Source organism: Dyadobacter chenwenxiniae (assembly GCF_022869785.1).
GTDB classification, from domain to species: domain Bacteria; phylum Bacteroidota; class Bacteroidia; order Cytophagales; family Spirosomataceae; genus Dyadobacter; species Dyadobacter chenwenxiniae.
The window spans coordinates 3,175,042-3,198,573 of the sequence record NZ_CP094997.1 but is presented as its reverse complement, the minus strand read 5'-3'; the positions used below and the strand labels follow the sequence as shown (position 1 = coordinate 3,198,573).

The 23,532-nt window shown below is 45.9% G+C and carries 20 protein-coding genes; 8 read left to right on the top strand and 12 right to left on the bottom strand.

Features of this window, described 5'->3' with window-relative positions:
* Positions 1-342: 342 nt before the first annotated feature.
* Positions 343-2,880: an ABC transporter permease gene (locus MUK70_RS13665; protein ID WP_234652947.1), complete on the bottom strand. Its 2,538-nt coding sequence runs from the start codon at positions 2,878-2,880 to the stop codon at positions 343-345.
* 61 nt (positions 2,881-2,941) lie between these two features.
* Positions 2,942-3,610 carry an ABC transporter ATP-binding protein gene (locus tag MUK70_RS13660; RefSeq protein WP_234608250.1) on the bottom strand — a complete coding sequence of 223 codons (669 nt, stop codon included), beginning with the start codon at positions 3,608-3,610 and terminating at the stop codon, positions 2,942-2,944.
* A 226-nt stretch (positions 3,611-3,836) separates the two neighbouring features.
* Between MUK70_RS13660 and MUK70_RS13655 the strand changes: the two genes are divergently transcribed.
* Positions 3,837-4,523, top strand: coding sequence for an arylesterase (locus MUK70_RS13655; RefSeq protein ID WP_234652945.1), 687 nt, complete (start codon positions 3,837-3,839; stop codon positions 4,521-4,523).
* Between the two features lie 114 nt (positions 4,524-4,637).
* Here MUK70_RS13655 and MUK70_RS13650 read toward each other — a convergent pair whose 3' ends face one another.
* Entirely contained in the window at positions 4,638-4,802 is a 165-nt protein-coding gene (locus tag MUK70_RS13650) for a lmo0937 family membrane protein (RefSeq protein ID WP_234608252.1), read from the bottom strand.
* 169 nt (positions 4,803-4,971) lie between these two features.
* On the opposite strand from MUK70_RS13650, the gene MUK70_RS13645 reads away from it, so the two are divergent.
* From MUK70_RS13645 to MUK70_RS13625, 5 genes are all read left to right on the top strand, one after another.
* Positions 4,972-5,805 (top strand): alpha/beta hydrolase, encoded by an 834-nt coding sequence (locus MUK70_RS13645; RefSeq protein WP_234652943.1) that lies wholly within the window; start codon positions 4,972-4,974, stop codon positions 5,803-5,805.
* A 66-nt stretch (positions 5,806-5,871) separates the two neighbouring features.
* Complete coding sequence (gene fucP / locus MUK70_RS13640; RefSeq protein WP_234652941.1) at positions 5,872-7,116, top strand: L-fucose:H+ symporter permease; 1,245 nt, start codon at positions 5,872-5,874, stop codon at positions 7,114-7,116.
* A gap of 90 nt (positions 7,117-7,206) precedes the next feature.
* Complete coding sequence (locus MUK70_RS13635) at positions 7,207-8,106, top strand: ROK family protein (RefSeq protein ID WP_255713606.1); 900 nt, start codon at positions 7,207-7,209, stop codon at positions 8,104-8,106.
* A gap of 101 nt (positions 8,107-8,207) precedes the next feature.
* Complete coding sequence (locus tag MUK70_RS13630) at positions 8,208-9,398, top strand: acetyltransferase domain-containing protein (protein WP_234652939.1); 1,191 nt, start codon at positions 8,208-8,210, stop codon at positions 9,396-9,398.
* A 49-nt stretch (positions 9,399-9,447) separates the two neighbouring features.
* Positions 9,448-11,205, top strand: a complete 1,758-nt coding sequence (locus tag MUK70_RS13625) for an SMP-30/gluconolactonase/LRE family protein (RefSeq protein ID WP_234652937.1) — start codon at positions 9,448-9,450, stop codon at positions 11,203-11,205.
* 55 nt (positions 11,206-11,260) lie between these two features.
* On the opposite strand, the gene MUK70_RS13620 is transcribed toward MUK70_RS13625, so the two are convergent.
* The 3 genes from MUK70_RS13620 to MUK70_RS13610 form a co-directional block, all read right to left on the bottom strand.
* The gene (locus MUK70_RS13620) at positions 11,261-11,734 is read right to left on the bottom strand and encodes a group II truncated hemoglobin (RefSeq protein WP_234652935.1); all 474 of its coding nucleotides are present in this window, start codon (positions 11,732-11,734) and stop codon (positions 11,261-11,263) included.
* Between the two features lie 33 nt (positions 11,735-11,767).
* Complete coding sequence (locus MUK70_RS13615; RefSeq protein WP_234652933.1) at positions 11,768-12,793, bottom strand: DKNYY domain-containing protein; 1,026 nt, start codon at positions 12,791-12,793, stop codon at positions 11,768-11,770.
* Positions 12,794-12,882: 89 nt separating this feature from the next.
* On the bottom strand, positions 12,883-14,997 hold the full coding sequence (locus tag MUK70_RS13610; protein WP_234652931.1) for a family 10 glycosylhydrolase: 2,115 nt from the start codon (positions 14,995-14,997) through the stop codon (positions 12,883-12,885).
* Between the two features lie 130 nt (positions 14,998-15,127).
* Here MUK70_RS13610 and MUK70_RS13605 point away from each other — a divergent pair, with 130 nt between their 5' ends.
* On the top strand, positions 15,128-16,261 hold the full coding sequence (locus tag MUK70_RS13605; protein ID WP_234652929.1) for a BamA/TamA family outer membrane protein: 1,134 nt from the start codon (positions 15,128-15,130) through the stop codon (positions 16,259-16,261).
* 13 nt (positions 16,262-16,274) lie between these two features.
* Here MUK70_RS13605 and MUK70_RS13600 read toward each other — a convergent pair whose 3' ends face one another.
* Positions 16,275-17,411, bottom strand: coding sequence for an MFS transporter (locus MUK70_RS13600; RefSeq protein WP_234652927.1), 1,137 nt, complete (start codon positions 17,409-17,411; stop codon positions 16,275-16,277).
* Between the two features lie 75 nt (positions 17,412-17,486).
* Between MUK70_RS13600 and MUK70_RS13595 the strand changes: the two genes are divergently transcribed.
* On the top strand, positions 17,487-18,236 hold the full coding sequence (locus MUK70_RS13595; RefSeq protein ID WP_234652925.1) for a DeoR/GlpR family DNA-binding transcription regulator: 750 nt from the start codon (positions 17,487-17,489) through the stop codon (positions 18,234-18,236).
* 46 nt (positions 18,237-18,282) lie between these two features.
* Here MUK70_RS13595 and MUK70_RS13590 read toward each other — a convergent pair whose 3' ends face one another.
* The 5 genes from MUK70_RS13590 to MUK70_RS13570 all read right to left on the bottom strand — a co-directional run bounded on the left by MUK70_RS13590 (position 18,283) and on the right by MUK70_RS13570 (position 23,529).
* Positions 18,283-19,998, bottom strand: coding sequence for a GMC oxidoreductase (locus tag MUK70_RS13590; protein ID WP_234608264.1), 1,716 nt, complete (start codon positions 19,996-19,998; stop codon positions 18,283-18,285).
* A gap of 42 nt (positions 19,999-20,040) precedes the next feature.
* Positions 20,041-20,571, bottom strand: a complete 531-nt coding sequence (locus tag MUK70_RS13585; RefSeq protein WP_234652923.1) for a gluconate 2-dehydrogenase subunit 3 family protein — start codon at positions 20,569-20,571, stop codon at positions 20,041-20,043.
* A 509-nt stretch (positions 20,572-21,080) separates the two neighbouring features.
* Positions 21,081-22,031 carry a 3-keto-disaccharide hydrolase gene (locus MUK70_RS13580; protein ID WP_234608266.1) on the bottom strand — a complete coding sequence of 317 codons (951 nt, stop codon included), beginning with the start codon at positions 22,029-22,031 and terminating at the stop codon, positions 21,081-21,083.
* A 190-nt stretch (positions 22,032-22,221) separates the two neighbouring features.
* Complete coding sequence (locus MUK70_RS13575) at positions 22,222-22,479, bottom strand: DUF3072 domain-containing protein (RefSeq protein ID WP_234608267.1); 258 nt, start codon at positions 22,477-22,479, stop codon at positions 22,222-22,224.
* 57 nt (positions 22,480-22,536) lie between these two features.
* Positions 22,537-23,529 (bottom strand): ankyrin repeat domain-containing protein, encoded by a 993-nt coding sequence (locus MUK70_RS13570; RefSeq protein WP_234652921.1) that lies wholly within the window; start codon positions 23,527-23,529, stop codon positions 22,537-22,539.
* Positions 23,530-23,532 lie beyond the last annotated feature (3 nt).

Here is a 23,532-nt window from a genome sequence, read left to right as displayed (position 1 = left end):
AAGTTTTTTTCATGAGATCAAATTATTGGGTTGAATTGTTAATGAAAAGTAGGATGCACGTGCTAAGAGGGGCATATCATATGGTTTAGGGTTCTGGTCACACAAGATTACAAATTGTATTTTTGAAATATTTAATAGAAATTAGTTGATAGCTAATGCAAACGTTTGAAATTTTATGCAAACGTTTGAAAAAATACAAAGAATAAATAGGATGAAACCAACAGGAAAATACATCAATAGCCCACAAGCACAACAACCGACAATTGCATCGCAAAAGTCGGTTGTTGTGCTTGTGGGGAAGCAAATTGAGTTTAAGGAGTTGTCAAACCGGCCTTAAAGCGCTTAAACGTCTTGACGCAACACTTCCAGCGGCGGACGCGATAAAATGCCGCGACTGTTGACCAAACCGATGAGAACGGTCATTGAAGACACAAAAAGAAAGACGATGATTACTGGTAGAAATTCGGGTTTGAATTCTGCTTCAAAACTGAATTTTGCTAATAAAAAGCTCCCAACGAGCGATAGCAAAATGCCTGTTAACGCCGCCAAAGATCCCAGGAAAAAGTATTCCAATGCTGTGATAGCGAATATCTGTTTCCGGCTGGCACCTAATGTTCTCAGTAAAACGCTCTCCTGCAAACGTTGATATTTACTGATTAATACGGAGGCGATCAGCACAATCAATCCCGTGAGAATGCTGAATCCCGCCATAAACCGGATTACAAAACCGATTTTGTTAAAAATATCATCTAAAACCCTGAGTACCAATGCAAGGTCGATGATCGAAATATTGGGGAACTGGCGAACAATGGCTTGCTGAAAAACCGCCGAGGCCTGTGGATTGGGCACGTGCGTAAGCATAACGTGAAATTGCGGAGCCTCTTCCAGCACGCCGGTCGGGAAAATTACGAGGAAGTTGGTTTGCACTTCACCCCAGTTAACTTCGCGGAAACTTGAAACCGTGGTCGACATCATTGTTCCCTGCACATTGAAAATCAGCGTGTCCCCGAGTTTCAGCCTGCTTCGATCTGCAAAACCTTGTTCAAGTGAGATAGGGATGAGACCGTCTGCATTTTTGTAAGTGCCTTTCCATTGTCCCTTGGTGAGTTTTTCCGTAGAACTTAGTGAATCGCGGAATGTAACGCGGTATTCACGCCCGAAAATCCGGCGGGACTGTTCGGCAGTGGTGTCGCCTTCAAAGTCGGAAGCGGTTTTACCATTCACTTCTTCCAATCGCATATTTACAATCGCAACATTTTGATTAACAGGAATATTTTGCGCCTTTGCGATAGCCAGTACAGCGTCTTTCTGGCTTCCCTGAATGTCGAAGAGCACAATGTTGGGCTGGTTGCCGCTGGATGACATTTTTACCCGGTTAAGTAAAATGGATTGAACGAAAAACAATGTACAGACCAGACATGTGCCAAGGCCAATAGAAACAACCAGAATAGAAGTCTGGTTATTAGGGCGATACAGATTCGCTAGTCCCTGCCGCCATAAATAACTCCACGAAGTTGGGAAAAACTTGCGCACAAGCCACATGAGCAGGCTCGCTATGGCGTACAAAATAACGAACGAAGCCAGAATGCTTGCCGTGAAAACCAACGCTTCGATCCACGTTTGCATTTGCAGGAACGCGAAGCCGTAAATAAAAACAACGATCAGCCCATACAGCACCCAGGCCCACGGGTCTCTTTCCATCTTCACGGCATCCAGTGAAACGCGCAATACATTTAAGGGTGAGACCTTGCGGATGGATACCAGCGGAGGCAAAGCAAAAAGGATGGAAATAAGGACGCCAATGGCCAAACCTTGCCCGATAGCAAGCCAGGAAATGTCCGTAGTAAGTTCAAAAGGCAGGAAGTCCTTGATAACGACGGGCAAAAACTGCTGGATCGCGGTGCCTAGCATGGCACCCAATACGGATCCGATTATACCGATTCCCGCAATTTGAATTAAGTAAATCAAAAAGGCCTGAGAACCTTTGACGCCCAGACAGCGTAGAATAGCAATGGAATTCAGTTTTTCCCGGATGTAAATGTGGATGGCGCTCGCCACGCCAATGCAGCCCAAAAGCAACGCGACAAATCCAACTAATGCCAGGAAACGCGTCAGATCCTTGAATGACCGGCCCGTGTCTTCTTTTTGCGATTGAATGGTCTTGTAATCGAGATCACCCGCTTCAAAGCGTGGTTCGAGCTGTTTTGCAAGCTTTTCAACGTCTGTGTTCGGCGCAAATTTGTAATAATAACGATAGGCCACGCGGCTTCCTTTTTGCATTAAACCGGTTTGCGTCAAATAGCGCATCGGAATGTACACGGTCGGCGCTACTGTGCTTGTTAATCCTGTTGATCCGGGTGCCTTTTCCAGAATTCCGGCAATGGCAAAAGTAACATTACCAATCTTGATCGAATCTCCGACTTTGGCCTGATATTGCAGCATCAGCGTCTGGTCCACAAGTGCTTCCCGGCGCAACCGGAATGTTTTTTCCGCGGTAACGGGCACAGTTTCAAATTTTCCATAATAAGGAAAGTCGCCTTCCAGCGCCTTCACCTGCGCCAGTCTGTTTCCACCGCTTCTTGGAAAATAAATCATGGAAGCAAAGCTCCGCTCCTCGGATCGGGTCTTTCCTAATGAGTCTACGAGGGTTCTGGCTTTCCCTTCAACCGGCTTTCCCGTGTTAAGCGCCAGGTCAGCGCCGATCAATGTTGCTGCTTGGTTATCAATATTTTGTCTCAAATTATCACCCAGCGAGTAAATCGCCACGAGTGCGGCAATGCCAAGAATGATAGACGAAATAAAAAGCAAAAGCCGCGATCGGTTTTTCCGGCTGTCACGCCACGCCATTTGCAGTAACCAGGGGAGATTTATTTTGTTCATTTTATGATGAGTTAGACGGCTACGAGACTTACCAGGTCTTCAAGACCTGGTAAGTCTTAAGTTATTCAACCAGTTTGCCGCCTTTAATGCGAATAATGCGTTGTGTTTTGGCGGCAAGTTCCAGGTCATGCGTCACCAGTACAAGCGTCGTCCCGGCTTCCCGGTTAAGATCGAAAAGCAGCTTCACCACTTTCTCGCTGGTTTCCGCGTCCAGATTTCCTGTTGGTTCGTCCGCAAAAAGGATTTGTGGTTTGTTGGAAAATGCTCTTGCAAGCGAAACGCGTTGTTGCTCTCCGCCGGAAAGCTGGGTGGGATAATGATGACTTCTTTCTGCGAGGCCCACTTTGTCCAGCAAGTCCAGAGCACGGGGTTTAATGTTCTTTTCACCGCGAAGTTCGAGCGGGACCATGACATTTTCCAGCGCGGTAAGCGTGGGAAGCAGCTGGAAGTTTTGGAAAATAAACCCTACATATTGATTTCGGACAGCAGCCAGCTGGTCCTCATTCAGGTCGTTGAGTCTGGTTCCGTGCAGCTCAACGGTCCCTGACGTGGATCTGTCCAATCCTGCGCACAGGCCCAAAAGCGTCGTTTTCCCGCTTCCCGAAGGCCCGACGATCGACATGGTCGACCCGGCTGCGATTGAAAAATTAATATTATCTAAAACGGTCAAAGAGCGGTCGCCACTTTTATAAATTTTACTAACCTGTTGCAGATCGAGTATGGTATCCATCAATTGTTTATAATTTTATGTTTTCCCTGGTGCGGGCCGGGGCAGCTTGATTTACTCCAATTTGGTTCTTTTGGATTTAGGTTGCACATAAATATAGTTTAAACGGCGTTTAAAACTAAATGAGCGGCCACCGTGGAGCGGCCACCGTGGAGCGGCCCCGCAACCTAGTCTTTTAGGAACAGTTTTAAATGTTCGTGCTTAAATAATCTACTGGTTAACATATTATATGATAAATCGCTTTGTTTTTATAGCCAGAATGCTGCTTTCCGTGGCCATTTTGACGTCTTGTAACACTGAAAAACAAGAAACCGCCGGGCAGGCTGACTCCGTGAAGACAGTCAGCGAAGCCACAGTCGGCACCAAAAAAACCATTGTGTTTTTCGGTAACAGCCTCACTGCGGGTTACGGCCTTGATGATCCTTCACAAGCATTTGCCGGTTTAATTCAAAAACGAATTGACTCCCTCGGACTTGATTACAAGGTGATTAACGCAGGTGTGAGCGGTGAGACAACGTCGGGGGGAAACAGCCGGATCGATTGGCTTTTGAAGCAGCCTCTGGACATCTTTGTGCTGGAATTGGGTGGTAATGATGGGTTAAGGGGCATTCCGGTTTCCGAAACCAGGAAAAATCTGCAAGCAATTCTGGATAAGGTGCATGCCAAATATCCCGATGCCAAGCTTGTGCTGGCCGGTATGCAGATCCCGCCGAATATGGGGCAAAAATATGCTTCCGAATTCAAAGCCGTGTATGCAGAGATTGCCAAAGCGAATAACCTTACACTCATTCCGTTTTTGCTGGAAGGCGTCGGTGGAGAAAGTAAGCTGAATTTGCCGGACGGCATTCATCCTACAGAAGAAGGGCATAAAATCCTGGCAGAAAACGTCTGGGTGCGGATTAAGGATCTGCTGTGAACCGCAGTACAAGGAGAAACCGGAGTTTTGCAGCGGCATAAACAAACTAAAAGCCCGGGATAATGTTAAAAAAACATCCATCCCGGGCCTTTTCATTTATTAGGTGCTTTCTCCTTACACAACCCTGTCGCCACGAATCAAACGAAGAACTATCGCAATCACTGCAATCACCAAAAGAATGTGAATGATGTTACCCATTCCAAAGCTGGCAAAGCCAAAATAGCCGATCAGCCAAAGAATGACCAAAATGACAGCTATTGTATAAAGAAGATTTCCCATTGTCTTAAATTTTTTGAGTTTGAGTTATTTGTGATAATGTGATTTATAACAAATAGAGTGCCAGACGTCATACATGAAAATAGGGCCTTATTATTCCCCGAATTCTACAATATTTGAACAATTGAAATTATGTATAGCGCTAAGTTGTAGAAAATTTTCTCAAAAATTTATGAAAAAAAATATCCTGTTCACTCTTATTATTTGTGCAATAATCTGCCATTGTGCGTCGGCGGCGACTGTGGACACCATTCAGGTTTACAGTGCGGCTATGAAGAAAAATCTCAAAACGGTGGTCGTAAAGCCATCTCAGTACGATTCGGGAAAAACTTATCCGGTGGTGTATTTGCTGCACGGTTACAGTGGGAATTACGCGGACTGGGTTTCAAAGGCCAAAGGCTTTGAAAAAGCCGCGGACCTTTATAATATGATCATTGTTTGCCCTGATGGCGGTTACGGAAGCTGGTATTGGGATAGTCCTGTGGATGCGCAGTCGCAGTATGAGACTTATGTTTCCAAAGAACTGGTTTCCTTTATAGATTCAAAATATAAAACCATCAAAGACCGCACAGGTCGTGGCATTACAGGTTTGAGCATGGGCGGACATGGTGCGCTTTATCTTGCTTTCCGGCATCAGGATATTTTCGGTGCGGCGGGCAGCATGAGCGGCGGCGTCGATATCCGTCCTTTTCCAAACAATTGGGATATGGCTAAAAAGTTGGGCAAATACGCCGAGCAGCCTGAAAGGTGGGAAAGTAACACAGTTATAAATATGCTGCATTTACTGACGCCCAATTCGCTGGCGATCATGATCGATTGCGGCGTCGATGATTTCTTTTACGGGGTGAATGAAAAGTTGCACGAACAGCTGATTTACAGAAATATCCCACATGATTATCTTGTGCGACCAGGTGCGCATAACTGGCCCTACTGGACCAATGCGATACAATATCAGTTACTTTTTATGGACAACTATTTCAATAGAAAGCCAAATCCTTCCAATTAAATTTCTCTAATTTACGTTTCGAAAAAAATAGAACCTACCTAATATTTATTTTTACTATTCAGCTAGATGAGCAACTATTCCTCTACCGTGGAGCCCACCAAAGCCCGATTCACTGAGAACAAATACCTGATAACACTCATTTTTGTAACATCCCTGTTCATGTTCTGGGGCATCGCGATCACGATGGGCGACGTTTTGAACAAACATTTTCAGCACGTTTTAAGTCTTAGCAAAACACAATCTGCATTCGTACAATTCGCTATATTCGGCGCTTATGGTGTCATGGGTATTCCTGCCGGTCTTTTCATGAAGCGTTTCGGATATAAGAATGGTGTGCTTTTCGGGCTGTCGTTGTTTGCATTGGGTTCATTTCTTTTCGTTCCGGCTGCTGCGGCCGCTTCATTTCCATTTTTCGGCGGTGCATTGTTCATCCTGGGATGCGGGATTTCTACACTGGAAACCGTTGCGCACCCGTTCGTAGCATCCCTTGGTGACCAGCGCACAAGTGATATGCGCATCAACTTTGCACAGGCATTCAATGCCCTGGGCACGATCATCGGACCAGCCGTGGGTTCTTATTTTTTGCTTCGAAACAATGTGGAAGGCAGCACAGACCTTACATCTGTAAAAACATTATATATCGTCATTGGAAGCGTAATCGCAACCATCGCTGTTTTATTCTCCTTTGTAAAAGTTCCGACACTTACAGACCCGCACGTCGTTGCCGATCCTTCTGCGGCAAACGTGGATACGCACCCTGAAAAAGGCCTTTTCGAGCACAGCCATTTCAAGTGGTCGGTTATTGCACAGTTTTTCAATGTGGCAGCACAAGCCGGAACGTGGGCGTTCTTCATCAATTATGGCCATGAGAAAATGGGCTTCACGGACGCGGTTGCCGGTAACTATATGATCTTGTTTTTCGTACTGATGCTAACGGGGCGTTTCGTCGGCACTTTCCTGATGCGTTTTATTGCACCAAACTCCTTATTGGCCATTTTCGCTGCTTGCAACATTGTAATGTGTCTGATCATCGCGCAGAGCTGGGGCTGGCCGTCATTCATTGCATTATTAATGCTCAATTTCTTTTTCAGCATCATGTTCCCTACAATTTTTAGTTTGGGACTTAAAAATCTGGGAAAACATACACAGCAAGCCTCTTCTTTTATTTCCATGGGTGTTGTGGGCGGAGCATTCTTCCCATTCGCAATGGGTGCTGTTGCAGAATCCGACGTAGCGCATGCCTACTATTTGCCGATCATTTGCTATGCGGTGATATTCTTGTTCGGATATAAATTTTATAAAGTGCAGTAATGTGCTTTCGAATTGATTTTTTAATGCTTTAAATAAATTATAAATACTAAAAATGAATGCTGAAAGCCATCCGCCGACAGCCATACAATTATGAAACTCTGGGGAATAGACTTAGGAGGAACAAAAATAGAATGTGCCGTTCTGGATCCGAACCGGAACCTGGAAGTGGTTGTACGCATGCGCCTTCCGACTGAGTCGGCAAATGGATATGAGCATATATTGTCGCAGATCAAAAAGCTGATCGATCAGGTTGCGGAGCAAGTAGGAGAGAAGCCGACTAAAATAGGGTTTGCCACACCCGGTGTTTTGGAACCGGACTCCCAGTTGATGAAAAATTCCAATACGATTTGCCTCAACGGAATGCCATTAAAGGCAGATCTTGAAAAAATACTCGGAATTCCGGTTCAGCTTGCCAATGATGCCAACTGTTTCGCACTGGCCGAAGCGTTGATCGGTGCCGGGAAAGATTATCCAAAAGCAGAAGTCGTTTTTGGCGTGATCATGGGCACGGGTGTAGGAGGCGGATTGGTGGTAAATAATAAAATTATCGCCGGGCACCACGGAATCGGCGGAGAATGGGGCCATAACATTCTCGAAGAAAACGGCGAGCCTTGTTATTGCGGAAAAGCCGGTTGTGTGGAGCAGGTAATTTCCGGCCCGGCACTGGAACGCTTTTACGAAAAGGCCAGCGGCGAAAAGCTGACCATGAAGGTAATTTTGGAAAGATATCATGAAGGCGAAGATGAATTTGCCAAAGCGACCATTGAACGTCTACTTGAATTTTACGGCCGCGCCATTTCTACATTGATTAATGTGATTGATCCCGGGCTCATCGTGATCGGGGGCGGCGTTGGCAATGTTGAGCTGCTCTACACCGCCGGTTTTGAAAAAATCAAGAAGTACATCTTCAACAAAGGCGTGGTAACCACTCCCATCTTGAAACCCAAACTGGGCGACAGCGCAGGGGTTTTTGGTGCAGCACTTTTGTAAAATACGTTTAGCAAGGCGATTCTGAATGTTATAGATCAGTAAACCAGTAATTTCCGTGGCTTCTTAGTGAATAAATCACTTTCATCGGAAACATTGGTTACATGTCAACGAACGGAATCTCCTTGCGCGTAAAGTCCATCGACACGGTCCGTGGACTCATCATGGTCATCATGGCATTGGACCATGTCCGGGATTATTTTCACATTACCGCACTCTCCGCCGACCCGCTCGATCCGGGCACAACGAATCCAGCATTATTTTTCACAAGATGGATCACACATTTTTGTGCGCCGTCGTTCATGCTGCTTTCCGGGATCTCGGCCTATTTATCAGGGCAAAATAAAACCCCCGCTGAAACTTCCTCTTTCCTTTTGAAACGCGGTTTGTGGCTCATCGTTGTCGAGCTCACATTCATGACATTTGCCTTTTCATTTGACATTACCTTCAAAACCATTTTTCTCGCGGTGCTTTGGGCATTAGGAACCAGCATGCTCGTTTTAGGCGTATTTGTGCGTTTTTTCTCTCCGAAGGCGATTTTGATTTCCGGACTGGTTTTGATTTTTGGCCATAGCTTATTCGACCTTCTGAAACCTGCGCCCGGCTCGGGACTGGATATTTTTCTGGGTATTTTTCTGACCGGAGCGGGCCGTTTTGTGCCGAGAGGCGACGGCGGGAACATTGCGTTCTTGTATGTTATCCTTCCCTGGGCAGGAATTATGATGTCGGGATACGGGCTTGGGATGATCTATAACCGATCATTTTCTGAGCAAAAACGGAGGAAAGTGCTGTTGCAATTGGGCATCGCAGCCATTGTGCTGTTCCTTATCCTGCGATTTGTCAATTACTATGGGGACCAGGCCCCATGGAGCGTGCAATCCGAAGGGTTAAGGACATTTTTTTCGTTCATGAATGCGTCCAAATATCCGCCATCGCTGATTTATACACTGATGACACTCGGTCCGATCCTCATTTTACTGGCCTTAACCGAGCATACCAACACGAAACTGACACGCTTTTTTACGGTGTATGGAAAAGTGCCGTTTTTCTATTTTATGCTGCATTTTTATCTCATTCACCTGCTTACAATGGTCGTCGTTTTGTCGTCGGGTTATACTTGGGAGCAGGCCACGGCGCCAGAGCTTTTCTTTAAATTTCGTCCCAACGATTTCGGTTACAATCTTGGAATGGTCTATGTGATCTGGATTACAATCGTCCTTGCGCTTTATTTTCCTTGCCGATGGTTTGGCAATTACCGTGAGCGAAATAAGAAATGGTGGTTGAGCTATTTATAGCATTGTTCATCATAATCGACATTGAATTTTATCTAAACCCAACTCCCAAATGCACATTGTACGCACATTTGCTTTCATTTTTTGTATATCAACTAAAATCATTTTCGCACAAGCGCCTTCTGAAAATTATCCCGTTGATCCGGCTTCGGAAGAGCAGGCTGGCGTGCCCAAAGGGGAGGTTTTGAAATTCACATTTGAAAATTCAAAGATTTTCCCCGGAACCTGGCGGGAATACTGGGTGTATGTCCCCGCGCAATACAAGCCCGACAGGCCGGCCTGTGTTTACATCAATCAGGACGGAATTCAATGGAAAGCGCCTGTTGTGTTTGATAATCTGATCTATAAGGGGGAAATGCCTGTTACGATCGGCGTTTTTGTAATGCATGGAAAAGTCAGGGCAGCCAATGGGAACGAAGCGAACGATCGGTTTAACAGGAGTTTTGAATATGATGGTTTGGGGGATGCTTATGCAAGATTTATCCTGGATGAGATTTTGCCGGAGGTGGAGAGGCAAAAAACCAGCGACGGACGTCCGATCCGCCTCTCCAAAAACGGCAATGACCGCGCCATAGGCGGATCGAGCAGCGGGGCAGTTTGTGCATTCACGGCAGCATGGGAGCGTCCGGATGCATTTACCCGCGTTTACAGCGCCATTGGAACGTATGTAGGCCTGCGTGGCGCCGACCGCTATCACACTTTGGTCAGGAAGTATGAACCAAAGCCCGTCCGGATCTTTTTGCAGGATGGGGCCAACGATCTCAACATTTATGCGGGCGACTGGTGGATGGCCAATCAAACCATGCTCCGGGCATTAACATTTGCAGGATATGAGGTGAAACATCAGTGGGGCGAAGGCGGCCACAATGGCAAGCACGGAACAGCATTATTTCCCGAGGCCATGCGGTTTCTATGGAAAGACTGGCCCAAACCCGTTAAAGCTGGAACTTCTCAAAATCAAATGTTAAGTGCTTTGTTGATTCCAGGACAGGAGTGGGAGCAGGTTTCGGAAGGCTATAAATTTACAGAAGGCATTGCGGCAAACCAGTCCGGGGAAATTTTCTATCAGGATATTCCTAATTCCAAAACATACAAGATCGGGCCCGACGGAAAGGTTGCTACCATCAATGAAGACTCGGAAAACGCCAGCGGAGCGGAGTTCGACAAGAGTGGGAACCGATACGAAGTGGCAAAAAAAAGCTTGTCCATAGTTCGTTATGACGCGAAAAATAACAAACAAGAAATAGCGAGGGATATTGCCGGGAACGACTTAACCGTTGCCTACAATGGCAATGTTTATGTTACTGCACCGGATGGCCGGGAGAAACCGAGCACCATTTATTTGATCAGACCCAATGGAGAGAAAATTGTCGTCGACAAAGGCTTATTATTCGCCAATGGCGTTGCCTTATCGCCCGATCAAACATTGCTGTATGCAACCGAATCAGCTTCACACTGGGTTTGGTCATTTCAGGTTCTGCCGGACGGAACATTAAGCCACAAGCAGAAATTCGGCTGGCTGCACGTCCGCGACAACGATGAAAATGCATGGGCAGATGGCCTTACCTGCGACCGGGAAGGACGCATATATGTGGCTACACGCGCAGGAATCCAGGTTTTAGATCAAACAGGGCGTGTGAATGCGATATTACCAACGCCAAACGGTTCAGTATCAAACATGGCATTTGGCGGTAAAGATTTTGACACAATTTACGTCACTGCGAACGAAAAAATTTACCGGCGGAAGCTGAATGTCAAAGGCGCTAATGGTTGGGATATTCCAAACAAGCCGGAGGCGCCCAAATTATAACACGGTGCGTCTCGGCTGCGCGTTGGCAGGATGTTATAGCCGGTATTTGAGGGAGTTATTCAACAAAGGGGCCACCTGGCACTCCCCAGCCCCATTTCGGCATGGGTTCGTCGGGGTTCATTTTAAGATCATCAACATTGGAATTGAGTACGGCGATGCGCGTGCCCCATTCAATGTAGGCTACAAAAGCGGATCGGAATTCAGGATCGTCCGGAAGGTTCATTTCGTCGGACGTTTCCAAAAGCAGGGCAACCCAGCGTTTTCTGTGCGCTTCGGTGAGGTGTTTGGACAAATGCTTCTGGATCATTTTAAAATGGCTCCCTTCCTGCTTGCTGTACATTTCGGGACCGCCGAAAACCTCTGCAATAAAATGCGCCACATGCAGCTGATGCTCTTTTGACATGTGTTTGAAAACCGGTTCAAGCAACGGATCAGCCAGCACTTTTGTGTAAAAAAGATCTGTTAACTTTTCAAAAACAGGCATTCCTCCTGCCCATTCGTATAACGTTGGAATTGCTTTTTGCTCCATTGTGATTATTATTGGTTCAACGGGGAAAATGTTTTATTCGTCAAAAACGATTCGCTCCTCATTACAAAATTTGCATTTTTTGTCCTTTGGCAAATCGTCTGGATTAACATTTGGAATAATTTTACTTCCTGAATACACGTGGTTTTTATCGTACGAGCAACTCACTTGACCAGGTAAGGCATTGAAAGTTTGCGGATCAGAACCAGATATGGGCTTTTCTCTGAAATATGCACGTTTGCTGTCTTTGGCATACATATCGTTTATTCGTTTAAAACTATCTGAATCTGAATCAGAAATTGCAGTATAATGCCAGTAAGCACGATTTTCATCAATAGCGTATTGTCCACCAAGCAATTTGAAACTGGCAGGATCAGCACCTTCAATCGTCTTTAACACGAGGTTATCAAACACATAAACATGATTTTGATCTGCACAATATACACCTGGCAACGGCTTGAAAGTTAATGCATCCACCCCTTCCATGCGCATTCCATTACTGGCAAAAACACCTTTACTATCCGCTAAATAGGTCATCGAATTAGAATCTGCACGCACTGTAAATTTAAGGTTTTGAGGCTCATCGGAGATCATTACCGTCCCGCGGTAAATGTGTTTTGTGTCTAAGTACAAGTCCCCAATCAAATGTTTGTAGTGATCCGGATCATCTGAAAACGCTCGAACCCTATCATATATATAATTTTTGTCCCTGCCTCTTAGCGAATTATAAGCCTCAAATGAAGCAGGATCGGCACCGGGAATAATGTGGCCCTTCCAGTATACATGTTCTTTGTCCCGTGCGAAATTTGATTCACTTACTCTTCCAGGCATATCATAGTCCAGGCGTACCACTTCAAAAGACGACGCGTCAACCTCTGCCAGTTCCGTGATAGAAGCGTTCATCAATCCACCATAATAATAAACCCTGTGATCTCTGACATGATAGCCCGTCGGCGTTATGAGGCCAGGCTTGAAGACGCCCTTTTTAAAAGAACAGCCAACAAACTTTGAACAAACCCAAATGATGATAATCAACAACAGGGTTACGAAAATGTATTTCATTGTGAAAAAGTTTAGCGTTTTTCCAGCTAAGCTTCATAAATCAAATACAAATTCCATGTTATGTTATTCTTTGGCGTAAATGGTTTATTCTAAGGTTGATATTCCATCACAATGCCGTCAAATCCGTCCAATTTGCTTATTTCAAAGTTAATGAATGCATTACGGTATGTAAAACTGATCGGTTTGCCGCTGCTTAATGAGAATATTCTCGCCGGTTTTTTCTCTGACTTGATCTTGAAATTCAGATTGTAAACCGGCAACGGCTCAAAGTAAGTATTGCCGCTAAACCCGGTTAAATTGACCAAATGCAGGATCAGACCATCGCTTTTCACCTTCTCTTTATTACTGACGTTATTCTTCACAAATTGCTTTAAAATAACTTCAATTCTTTGCGGCGCATTGGTTTGAATGTCTTGGCTGGCCTCCGGCAGAACATGATTAATTGCGTCCAAAAGCAAATTCTTGTGCTCCTGATAACCGTGCATATAATAGATCCTGCCGAGATTGACAGGAAAAATAAGTGCTTTGCTTTTTTCATGATTTTTGATTCCCAAGGCATAATAACCAGTGGGTTCATGACCTCCGATAATTTCTGGCGGGCCGGGGCGGCCTTTGGACAAAACCGGAAGTAACTTCTGATCTGCTCCGGAAAGGTCATAGAGCCCCAGATTGAATTTCCAGAACAGCATTTTCTGACCCGGAAAACTTTTAAAAATGCTTCTGTTATCAGGAACAAGGTAATTTCCAACCCCATCGTTGTCTTTTTTCTCAATTTTTGCCCCAAATAATTCCTGTAAACTCTCCGGACTATCAAACATGGTACGGTTTGTGGCGATGAGGTTTGTGCCTCCTTTACTGGCATCTTTCAGCACTTGAATGGCTTCGGGTTTCAAATAGGTGATTTCGGGAAGAATGATCAGTTTGTAACCTTTCACTTTCCCGGCCAGATTCCCGATCTGGCCGTCTTCTATGATGTCAAAAGGAATGTGTGCTTCGCGAAGCATAAGCTGGATTCCGCGATATTCTTGCATCGGCTCGCCATTGGGCCAAGCTCCGGGTGCTATGACCGCGATTTTAGCAAGCGATTTATATTTGCCAAAATATTGCTCATGCTTCTTATGGAAAGCATAAACCTTCTTAATCACCTCATAATTGCGCTCATCTTCATATCCCCGCATATCGCCCATCATGCTGAGATCGAGGCCCGAACCATTGGCAATATTTTCATAAAGCCGGATTTGAACTTCCTGAGGTTCAACCGCATTATAACGCGATTGAAAAGAAATCTGCTGAATGCTGGCGTTGCTGATAATGTGATCCGGGAAAGAGTTCACCGCATTAGCCACATTATCAGAAGCAGTGTAAGGCCAATAGGGCAGGGTGGTCATACTTTGCGATTCATGCCGGATAATGTCGACGAATTTGTCCGAGTATGTGCAGATGGCAATCTGTTCATTTCTGGATTTTACCAACTTATGCAGCCGCTCTGACCAATCTTCAACGGTGTGTTTTTTGAAGTCGAGATATTTTTGGTAAAGCGTGTCCCCCTTATTTTCTTCCGTAGGGAGCACTTTCCCATTTGAATATTTGGAAAACGCCTTCTTGTCAAATTCATTTTGATCAATTCCATGATATTTTCCTTCATAGGGATTATTGACCTGATAACCCGGCATATTCAGGAAAATTCCGTCGATCGGAAACATATCAATGACCTCTTCGATGATCTTAAATGCCTTTTCCTGTACATATGGCGCATTAATGGACACTACATACATGTCTGTGTTGATGATCCGTTCCCCCTTGGGAGAAATGTAACACCAGTCGGGATGCGCTTTATAGATGCTTTCGTGTACGCGGCTGAAATCGAAGCGGACGATGACCTTAATGTTGTTCTGATGGCATTTTTTGATCACATCCCCCAGCACGCGTTCCTGCATAAAAGGATTGATATAATGAAAATCCAGCTTGGTAGGATAGAAAGCCATGATGCCGCCTGCATTGATAAGCAATGTGTTAGCGGAATAAGTTACCAAGTCTGCAACGATCGAATCAGCGTTTATCGTCGCGGCTTCGTAGGACGGCAGGTTCATTTGTATCACGCGCAGATTGTTACGCTTCCACCAAAGCTCGCCGACCGGCGTTTTTTGAGCAAAAAGAGGAGTTGTGAAAAATATTATCCAAAAAAGCGCCGCAAGTTTTTTCATTATGGGGATCAAATCGTTTAAAAAGGGAAAACAGGCTTTTATTTGTGATCTACTTAATCGAATCCCTCATTTTGGCTCAGTTTTTATATCTTATGCTTTGTAAATGCTTTCTCATCAAAAGTTACATGAATTGAAGAAGATTAAAGCCTGGCTGCTTGTTTCCGTTATGATCATTGCGGCCAATTGCCACGTACAGGCGCAGGAGGGCTGGTTTAAGAGATTTGTACAAAAGACTATTTCCGATACGACCGCCCCTGGCGAATCCAGTTTCAGGATTTATCCCACATTGGGATATTCGCCGGAAACGAGCTTTGAATTCGGACTTTCTTCCCTGCTTATTTTTCAGGCTAACAAAGACACTCTCAACCGGTTAAGCGAAGTGCAGGCTTTCACGTTTGTCACTTTGGAGGCGCAGTATGGCATTTGGCTTGATAATGCGATTTATGGGGATAAGGATAAATGGTTTTTTCTTGGCAGGACACGTTTCCAGCGTTTTCCGCTACTGTATTACGGCATAGGCCCGGAGACAGTGGGGAAGGACCCGGCGCTGATCGATGCCAATTACATTCTTTTTAAGCAAAGAGTTTTAAGGAAAATTAAACCGAATTTTTTCGCAGGGCCTGAAATTGATTATCAGCAACTGTACAACACAGACTTTGAGCAGCCCGATAACCACACCTATGATAAACCGCTAGGCAGTGATGGAACTAGAAACATTGGTTTGGGTGCGGCTCTGGTTTATGACAACCGGCACAATGTGCTCAATGTTCGCAAAGGGTTTTTTGGAGAAATATCATTTTTGAAATATGGCTCAGGCCTGGGAAGCGATTATAATTTTCAGGGGGTGAATGTGGATGTGCGCTCATCGCATCCCGTAAGCGCGCGTAATGTGCTTGCCTGGCAGGTTTTAGGGAATTTCTATTCCGGCAATGTGCCTTTCAATCAGCTCGCGCTAATGGGTGGGGAAATGATCATGAGGGGTTATTACTACGGCCGTTATCGCGACAAAAATATGATTGCGGGCCAGGTGGAGCACCGGTGGTTGCCTTTCGGGTTTAGCAAGCGCTTTGGAGCAGTGGCTTTCGCCGGAACTGCTGTTGTAGCGCCAAGACTGAATGCCTTCACGTTTAAGCATATCCGTCCGTCGGGTGGTGTGGGATTGCGTTATTTGCTATTTCCCAGAAAAGACATTTACCTGAGGCTGGACGTTGGTTTTACCAAAGATGGGCCTGGATTTTATTTGTTTACAGGAGAAGCTTTTTGATTTTTTACCAAAATCAATCCCTGTGTTTGTAAGTAAGCGCCACAACAAATAACAGCACACCGACAAAGCCCAATGCAATGGATAGAGATGTAAATTCTGCAATGAAACCGATGAGGGCAGGCCCCGCCAATTGTCCTGCATAACCTAATGTTGTTACGGCAGGAAGCGAAACGGAAGGAGGGACATTCGGGAAGCGCCCGGCGGCTGTAAAGAAGATGGGGACAACATTCGCGGCACCCAGACCAACCAGCACAAACCCGACCAATGCAGCAGGCGCCCAGGGCAAAGCCACTGCGATGAGGAAGCCGGCTCCTGCCAGAAACGTTCCGTACAAGACGACTTTTGAAGGCCCCAGCTTGTGGATAATGCCATCGCCGGTGAGTCGCATAATGGCCATTGCAACCGAAAAGGCGGCATAACCAACGCCGGAAAGCGAAGGGTCAAAGTTTCTTGAAAATTGCAAAAAAACAGCGCTCCAATCCAGCAGGGAACCTTCTGCCAGGAAAAGAATAAAACACATGAGCCCCAGTATCAGCACCGGGCCTTTGGGTAGGATGAAGCTGGCGCTGTCAATTTTGGCCTCCTCGGAATGGGGAAGAAGATATTTGAACTGCGTTGCCGTAATCACTACCAGCAAGGCTGAAATGCTTACAGCAGCAACAGTCGGTGACAATCCTGCTTTGATCAAAAAACCTAATCCGATTGAACCGAGCAAACCACCCACGCTGAACATCCCATGGAACGACGACATAATGTGGCTCCCATGTTTTTCCTGAACCAAAACAGCCTGCGCATTCATGGCAACATCCACAGAGCCAATGCCCGCGCCGAAGAAAAATAATGCTGCTGCGAGTTCGTAAGGCGTTCTGGCAAGTAAAAGTACCGGAAGCAATGTGGCAATAATCAGTGCAGAAAACAGGGAGATCCTTCTGCTGCCGTACTTATTGATCAAAACGCCGGTAACAGGCATCGTCAGAATCGCCCCTGCACCTAATGATAAAAGCACAACGCCCAGATCTGCCTCGCTGAGTCCCAACGACAGTTTGGCAAAGGGAACCATGGGCGCCCAGCTGGAAAGGCCGATGCCGCAAACCAGGAAAATGAGTAAAACGGCTCTTCTGGCCGCACTGATTTTTGACTTTTCTTCCATGAGGCAATTCACACGATTGATTACGGGTTTGCAATATTATGCAAATTTGCATAATATTGCAAAAAATATTTTCTGATGATCAAGGAAAAGAGATTCGCTTATATTCTGGGAAAGTTGCAAGAGCAGCAGGAAGTGGGCTTCGCGCAGCTGAGCACAGACCTTAATGTTTCGGAAGATACGATTCGCAGAGATATTGATGCGCTGAATAATAACGGACTTTTGATGAAAATTCGCGGTGGCGCCATTCCGCGGTCACACAATCCGCTGACATTTAAAGAGCGGATCGGCTATTTAAGGGATGATAAGGAGGTGATCGCTCTGAAAGCACAGCCTTTGGTCAAGAGCGGGCAGACCATATTTTTGGATGGCGGGACTTCTGTGTATACATTGGTTTCGTTGCTTGCGACGGACATTAAACTGACCGTTATAACAAATAACACGGCGATTATTCCGGCATTATCTGCCTATGCGAATGTTAAGCTGATCATTTTGGGGGGCACTTATTTTAAAGAATCAGAAACGATCGTCGGCTTGCAAGCGATTAATATGGTGAAGAATTTTCAGGCGGACCTGTATTTTATGGGCATTTGTGCACTCGATACGCAGCGAGGTGTTACGGCCAGTTTTCTGGAAGAAGCGGAATTGAAGCAGGCCATGTTACAACATTCCGGAACCGCTGTCGCGCTCAGCACTTTTGAGAAATTGGAGACTTATGAAACTTACCGGGTTTGTGCTATTGAAGATCTGGATTACATTATCACAGAAGTGGACGCGGCGGATGAGAAATTCGATGCTTTTAAGCAGGTGGGGGTTAAAATCCTTTGAAAAGACTTTCCAGGTTTTCAAAACCTGGAAAGTCTAACGTTACCGATCAGATATTTTTCTTCTTCGATTCTTTTACAGCAAAATCAACTGCGCGCGCTGTTAATGCCATGTAAGTCAATGAAGGGTTCACGCAGGAAGCCGAAGTCATCGCTGCTCCATCCGTAACGAATACATTTTTTACAGAATGCAACTGGTTATTGCCATTCAAAACCGAGGTTTTTGGATCGCGGCCCATTCTGGCAGTTCCCATTTCGTGGATAGCCATTCCGAGATAAGATCCGTTATCGTGGGTTTTTACATTTTTAAGACCAGATTTTTCAAGCATTTCAGCGGCATCATTCATCATATCGACGCGCATTTTCTTTTCGTTCTCCCGTAGTTCTGCGTCGAAAACAACGGCTGGCATGCCAAATTTGTCCTTCTTGTCTTTGTTGAGATACATATAGTTTTCGTGGTAAGGCAATGTCTCGCCAAAGCCACCGAAGCCCATTGTCCAGTTGCCTGGCGTTGTCAACTCTTCTTTGAAGTCGGCTCCGAAGGAAAGTTCGGCAACATTGCGCTGCCATCCCTGACGGCCTCCGCCACCCTGGTAACCAAATCCGCGCAGATAATCACGCTTATCAGAACCAATGTTTCGGTAACGCGGAATGTAAATGCCATTGGCACGGCGTCCGAAATAATATTTATCCAAATCACCTTCCCAAACTCCGCTCGCGCCTGTTCTGAAATGGTGGTCCATCAAATTATGTCCAAGCTCCCCGGAATCATTGCCCATTCCATTCGGGAAACGGTCGGAGGTTGAGTTAAGGAGCAATGCGGTAGACGCAAGCGCACTGGCACAAACGAAGATCAGCCCTGCGAAATATTCCTTTTCCTGCAATGTTACCGAATCCACAACGCGAACACCCGTGGCTTTGCTCGATTTGGCATCGTACATAATTTCCCGCACCACCGAGTCCGGACGCAAAGTGAGCAAGCCCGTTTTCACTGCGGGCGGTAATGTGCTCGACTGCGTGCTGAAATATGCGCCATACGGGCAACCCAGGGAGCATCTGTTGCGATACTGGCATGGAGAACGGCCCCCTTCAAGCTGGATTTTGGTCGGCTGCGAAAGGTTCGCTACGCGGCCAATGGTCATGTTGCGGCCAGGGAACTGCTTTTCCAGTCTTTTTCTAACCTCTTTTTCAACAAAATACATGTCCATAGGAGGAATGAAATCGCTGTCGGGCAATTGAGGAAGCCCCAGTTTTTCACCCGAAATCCCTACATGTTTTTCAACATAAGAATACCACGGCGCAATGTCTTTATAGCGGATCGGCCAGTCAACGGCGACACCATCCTTCAAATTTGCTTCAAAGTCAATGTCGCTCAATCTATAAGACTGGCGGCCCCACATGATCGACTTTCCACCTACAATGTTGGGACGGAACCAGTCAAATCTTTTCTTTTCTTCATATGGAGAATCCATGTCGTTCATCCAATACTTTTCCGTCATCTCATTATACGGATAGTCCCGGGACAGGAACGGGTGTGTTTCTTTCTGTTTTACGGTCAATCGGCCATTGTACTGTGTTTCCCAGGGAGCTTTCAGAGCGTTTTCGTAGCCGGTAACGTGTTCCAGGTTTTTGCCTTTTTCAAGCATCAGCACTTTCAGTCCTTTTTCTGTAAGCTCTTTCGCCGCCCAGCCGCCCGATACGCCGGAACCGATCACGATTGCGTCGTAGGTAACTTCTTTTAATGCGTCAATATTTAAATTCGCCATTATAAGGATATTATTTATGATTTTGGTCAGGGATAGTTCGTGTTAAAGTGCCCAGCTTTTCTGGCCTTTTGGCATAGGCCAGCTGCCATCAAATCTTCCGGGAATAGGCAAATAATCGAGTGCCTGTGTAGCACCAACTTCCGACGTAAAATATCCCGTAACAGTCAAGCCCTTCATTTGCAGAAAGAATGGCTTGTCCGAAACCGTCGTACGTTTGATGATGTCGTTTTTCTGTGTTGCATCCAGTGCCAAAAAACCTTTTCCGTACACTTCCTTGCTCTGGGCGTCGACTTTTTCCAGTCCTGCATAGAATTTTTTCTGATCCGCCATTTCGTAGCAGTCGCGCATGATGCGGGTGATGAATTTATCTGCACCCGCTGCTTTCGCGCCCGGTGTTCCCGTGGTTGGAATGATGACGTCTGCAACATCCGCCAAAAGCGCCTCCTGGTCGGCAGAAATATCAAGTGAGGGACCGAAGTTTAGTTTTTCCCCCATGACGCCTGCCATCAACGGGGCGGAGATCGTGCCTCCGAGCAGGAAAGTTATTTTTTGAACAGCTTCTCTACGGTTCATTAGTCAAGAATTTAAGTCGGAATAGAATTAATTAAAATTAACCTTTAAATATAACAACCTGTACAGAATTTTTGCCATTATAGGCCATAATTTTCCGTAAATTCATTGAGGTCGACCGAAGAATCATCGCATTTGGTTCCTTCGACCTCCCCGCGCCATATTTGATTAATATTCTGAACCAAGGCTTAGGCAACTCGTCAGATTTCTTCAATCTGGCGGGCAAGTTTAAAGGTTAAGTAATAGAGGAACGTTGAGTAAATAATGCAGATATCTTCCCTGACTTTCAGGGAAGATATTTTTTTAAAGATTAGACGAAGAAGCGGCCATAAATGGCATATTCAGTTGTTCATGGAAAGTTTTTCAAACCTAACTAATAATCGAGTGACCAGGTGCCTTTACCCGCGTCTAAACGTAGTGACGTAAAAGTCATAACAGTGTGTGTTAATTAAAATGGCCGGGAATTTCCCGGCCATTTTTTGTTCTCTCCCGTCCGCAATGATGCCAGGATCTTATTTAGCAGGCGTGATAACAATGTTTCTGTATTCAACCGGACCATGGTCGCCCTGGATGTAAAGCGGGCCTGGCTCTCCTTCATTGCTGTCCAGCGCACCGCCGGTAATGCCGGGAATTTCTTGATTGGTGATCACCGTTTTGCCGTTGGTAACCAGGGTAAGCATCCGGCCAACCAGTGTAATGTCAAACGACTGCCATTCGCCCGGATCTTTGGCCATCATTTCGCTCGGAACCAGAAACCCATAAATGGCACCCAGTTGATCCAGGGAAGGCTCCATTCCCTTGCTGTCGGTAACCTGCACTTCGTAACGGCCTCTCAGATACACGCCGCTGTTGCTTCCTTTTGGAATGCGGAATTCTACATGCAGTTTGAAGTCGTTAAATTTCTGGTCTGTAATGAGGTTGGCACCGGATTTTGGGCTGCGCAGAATGCCGTTTTCAGCAATCCACTGGTTTTCACCCATTGCATGCCATCCTTTGATCTCGTTTCCGCCGGTAAGTTTGATGGGTGTGCCCCAGACCGGTGCTGCTGTTCTGCGTAATGATGGTGCGCGCACGCCGGTGTAAGAGAAAGTTTTGCCTTCCGGCGTGGTCACAGATCCTGCAATTTTCTCGCCCGTGAGTGTGCCTTCGAGCTTGAATTTACCATCGCCTTTTTCCCATTGCGGCGGAATTTCGAAACTAAATTTACCGTCTTTGAAAACCACTTCGGAAACAGGCCGCGCGCTTCCCGAGACGCTTGTGAACTGCCCGATCAGCGTATGGTTTCCGGAATGGCGCACTTCCAGCCAGGAAGGGGCCATTTTTCCAGCCATATCCACTGTAATGTCCCACCGGCCTTCGAGCGGAGACGGTGCTGGCTGGATTGGATTCGGTTTGGTAATGTTTGCAAATGCACTTGTCAGCAATGTAAGTGCGAAAAGGCTGGCTTGTACTAATTTTTTCATGATTTGTATAAAAGTTAAGGACCGCCAATTTAAATATAAAATTCGATAATCGGCTCAGTGCCGGCGCGGCCGGATTTTGCCTGCTGCATGCAAGGAAAGTAGAAAAGCAAAACAAAAATCCCCAACTATAATAACGCTGCCCTGAATGCGGACCGCTTATTATAATTGGGGAAATATAAACAGGCTTGTCTTATTTCAAGCCGCGACCAGTCTTATGCTGCAACTCGTCGATCCTTTTGGAAGCTTCGGCTTTGCTGAGTGTTGCATCGAACTCTTCGCCGGCTTCGTCCGACAGTGTTTTGAGATAAGACTGCTGGGCACCGGTCATTGGCTCATCGCCTGTGGTCCATTCATCCGGATCTTTTACCGTGTTGGACCCTTGTATCTGTTCATTTTGGTCGGACAAGTTCTTTGTCTCGTCTGTCTCGTTTTTATTTATATCAGCCATTTTATATCAATTTTTATGATTAGAATAAAAAAACTGAGCCAGCCTCAGGATGGACATTTACGGATGTTGCATTAACCATTCGTCAACCGCAATAAAACCGGGAGACATCATGACATGTTCTTCAATAGCCCGCGCTTTGATTGCGGCTATTGTAGTAGTTAAACTCACTCCGTCGAAGCGTTTGTAATGATAGTCCGCTTTCGCATCTTTCAATAAATAGAGCACAAAACGCCACGTCTCCGCCCAGTTTTTGCTTGTTCCGGCATTGTTTGCCGCTGCCATCAGCGGCGTGATGTTCTCGCTGTTTTTTGCGTTCACATCGGCTCCCCGTTTTGCCAGCAGAATTGCGATATCCGTTTCCCGCTTTGACGGACGGATGGCCGCAAACAAAAGCGGGTCGCGGCTCACAAATCCATGGGTGTTTGGATCCGCTCCGGCATCCAGCAATGCTGCAATGGTCTCAACCGGGAGATCTGCAATGCCTTCGGCAAGCGCCCTGGTGGTGGAAGAACCTGCGTCGATCAGCATTTTGATGATGGCAAGATTTGCCTTTTCCGTAAAAACAGCATTGCGATGACTGCGCATCCTTATTGCGAATTGAAGATAATTGAGCCCATCCGCATCCCAGACGCGATTGCCCTGAATGTTCACATTTTGCCCTTTGATATAAATGGGCAGCATTACCGTATCAGAAACTTCAATAGCACCCGCGATCTGTCGCTGCACTTTGTCCTTGAAATAGACCTCTGCCAATGTTTCTTTCTTGCCGAACGAAGGCATATGGTTGGAAATCCAGAACGATAGGGCGATCACCAGCGGGAGTACAGCGAAAAATGCGGATAGGATCATGCTGAACCGGGACTGGCTCATGTATAAAGGAATGGCTGCCAGAAGAATGATTACTATGCCAAGGATCGCCAGAATCGTCATCCAGCCCTTTTCCATGGTATCCACATTCCTTCCATCCGTGCTGATTAAAAAGTAAATGAACACTATCACAAATGTGGCAGCATTAAGACCAATTAAGGTCCACAAAATCTTGATTATCATGAG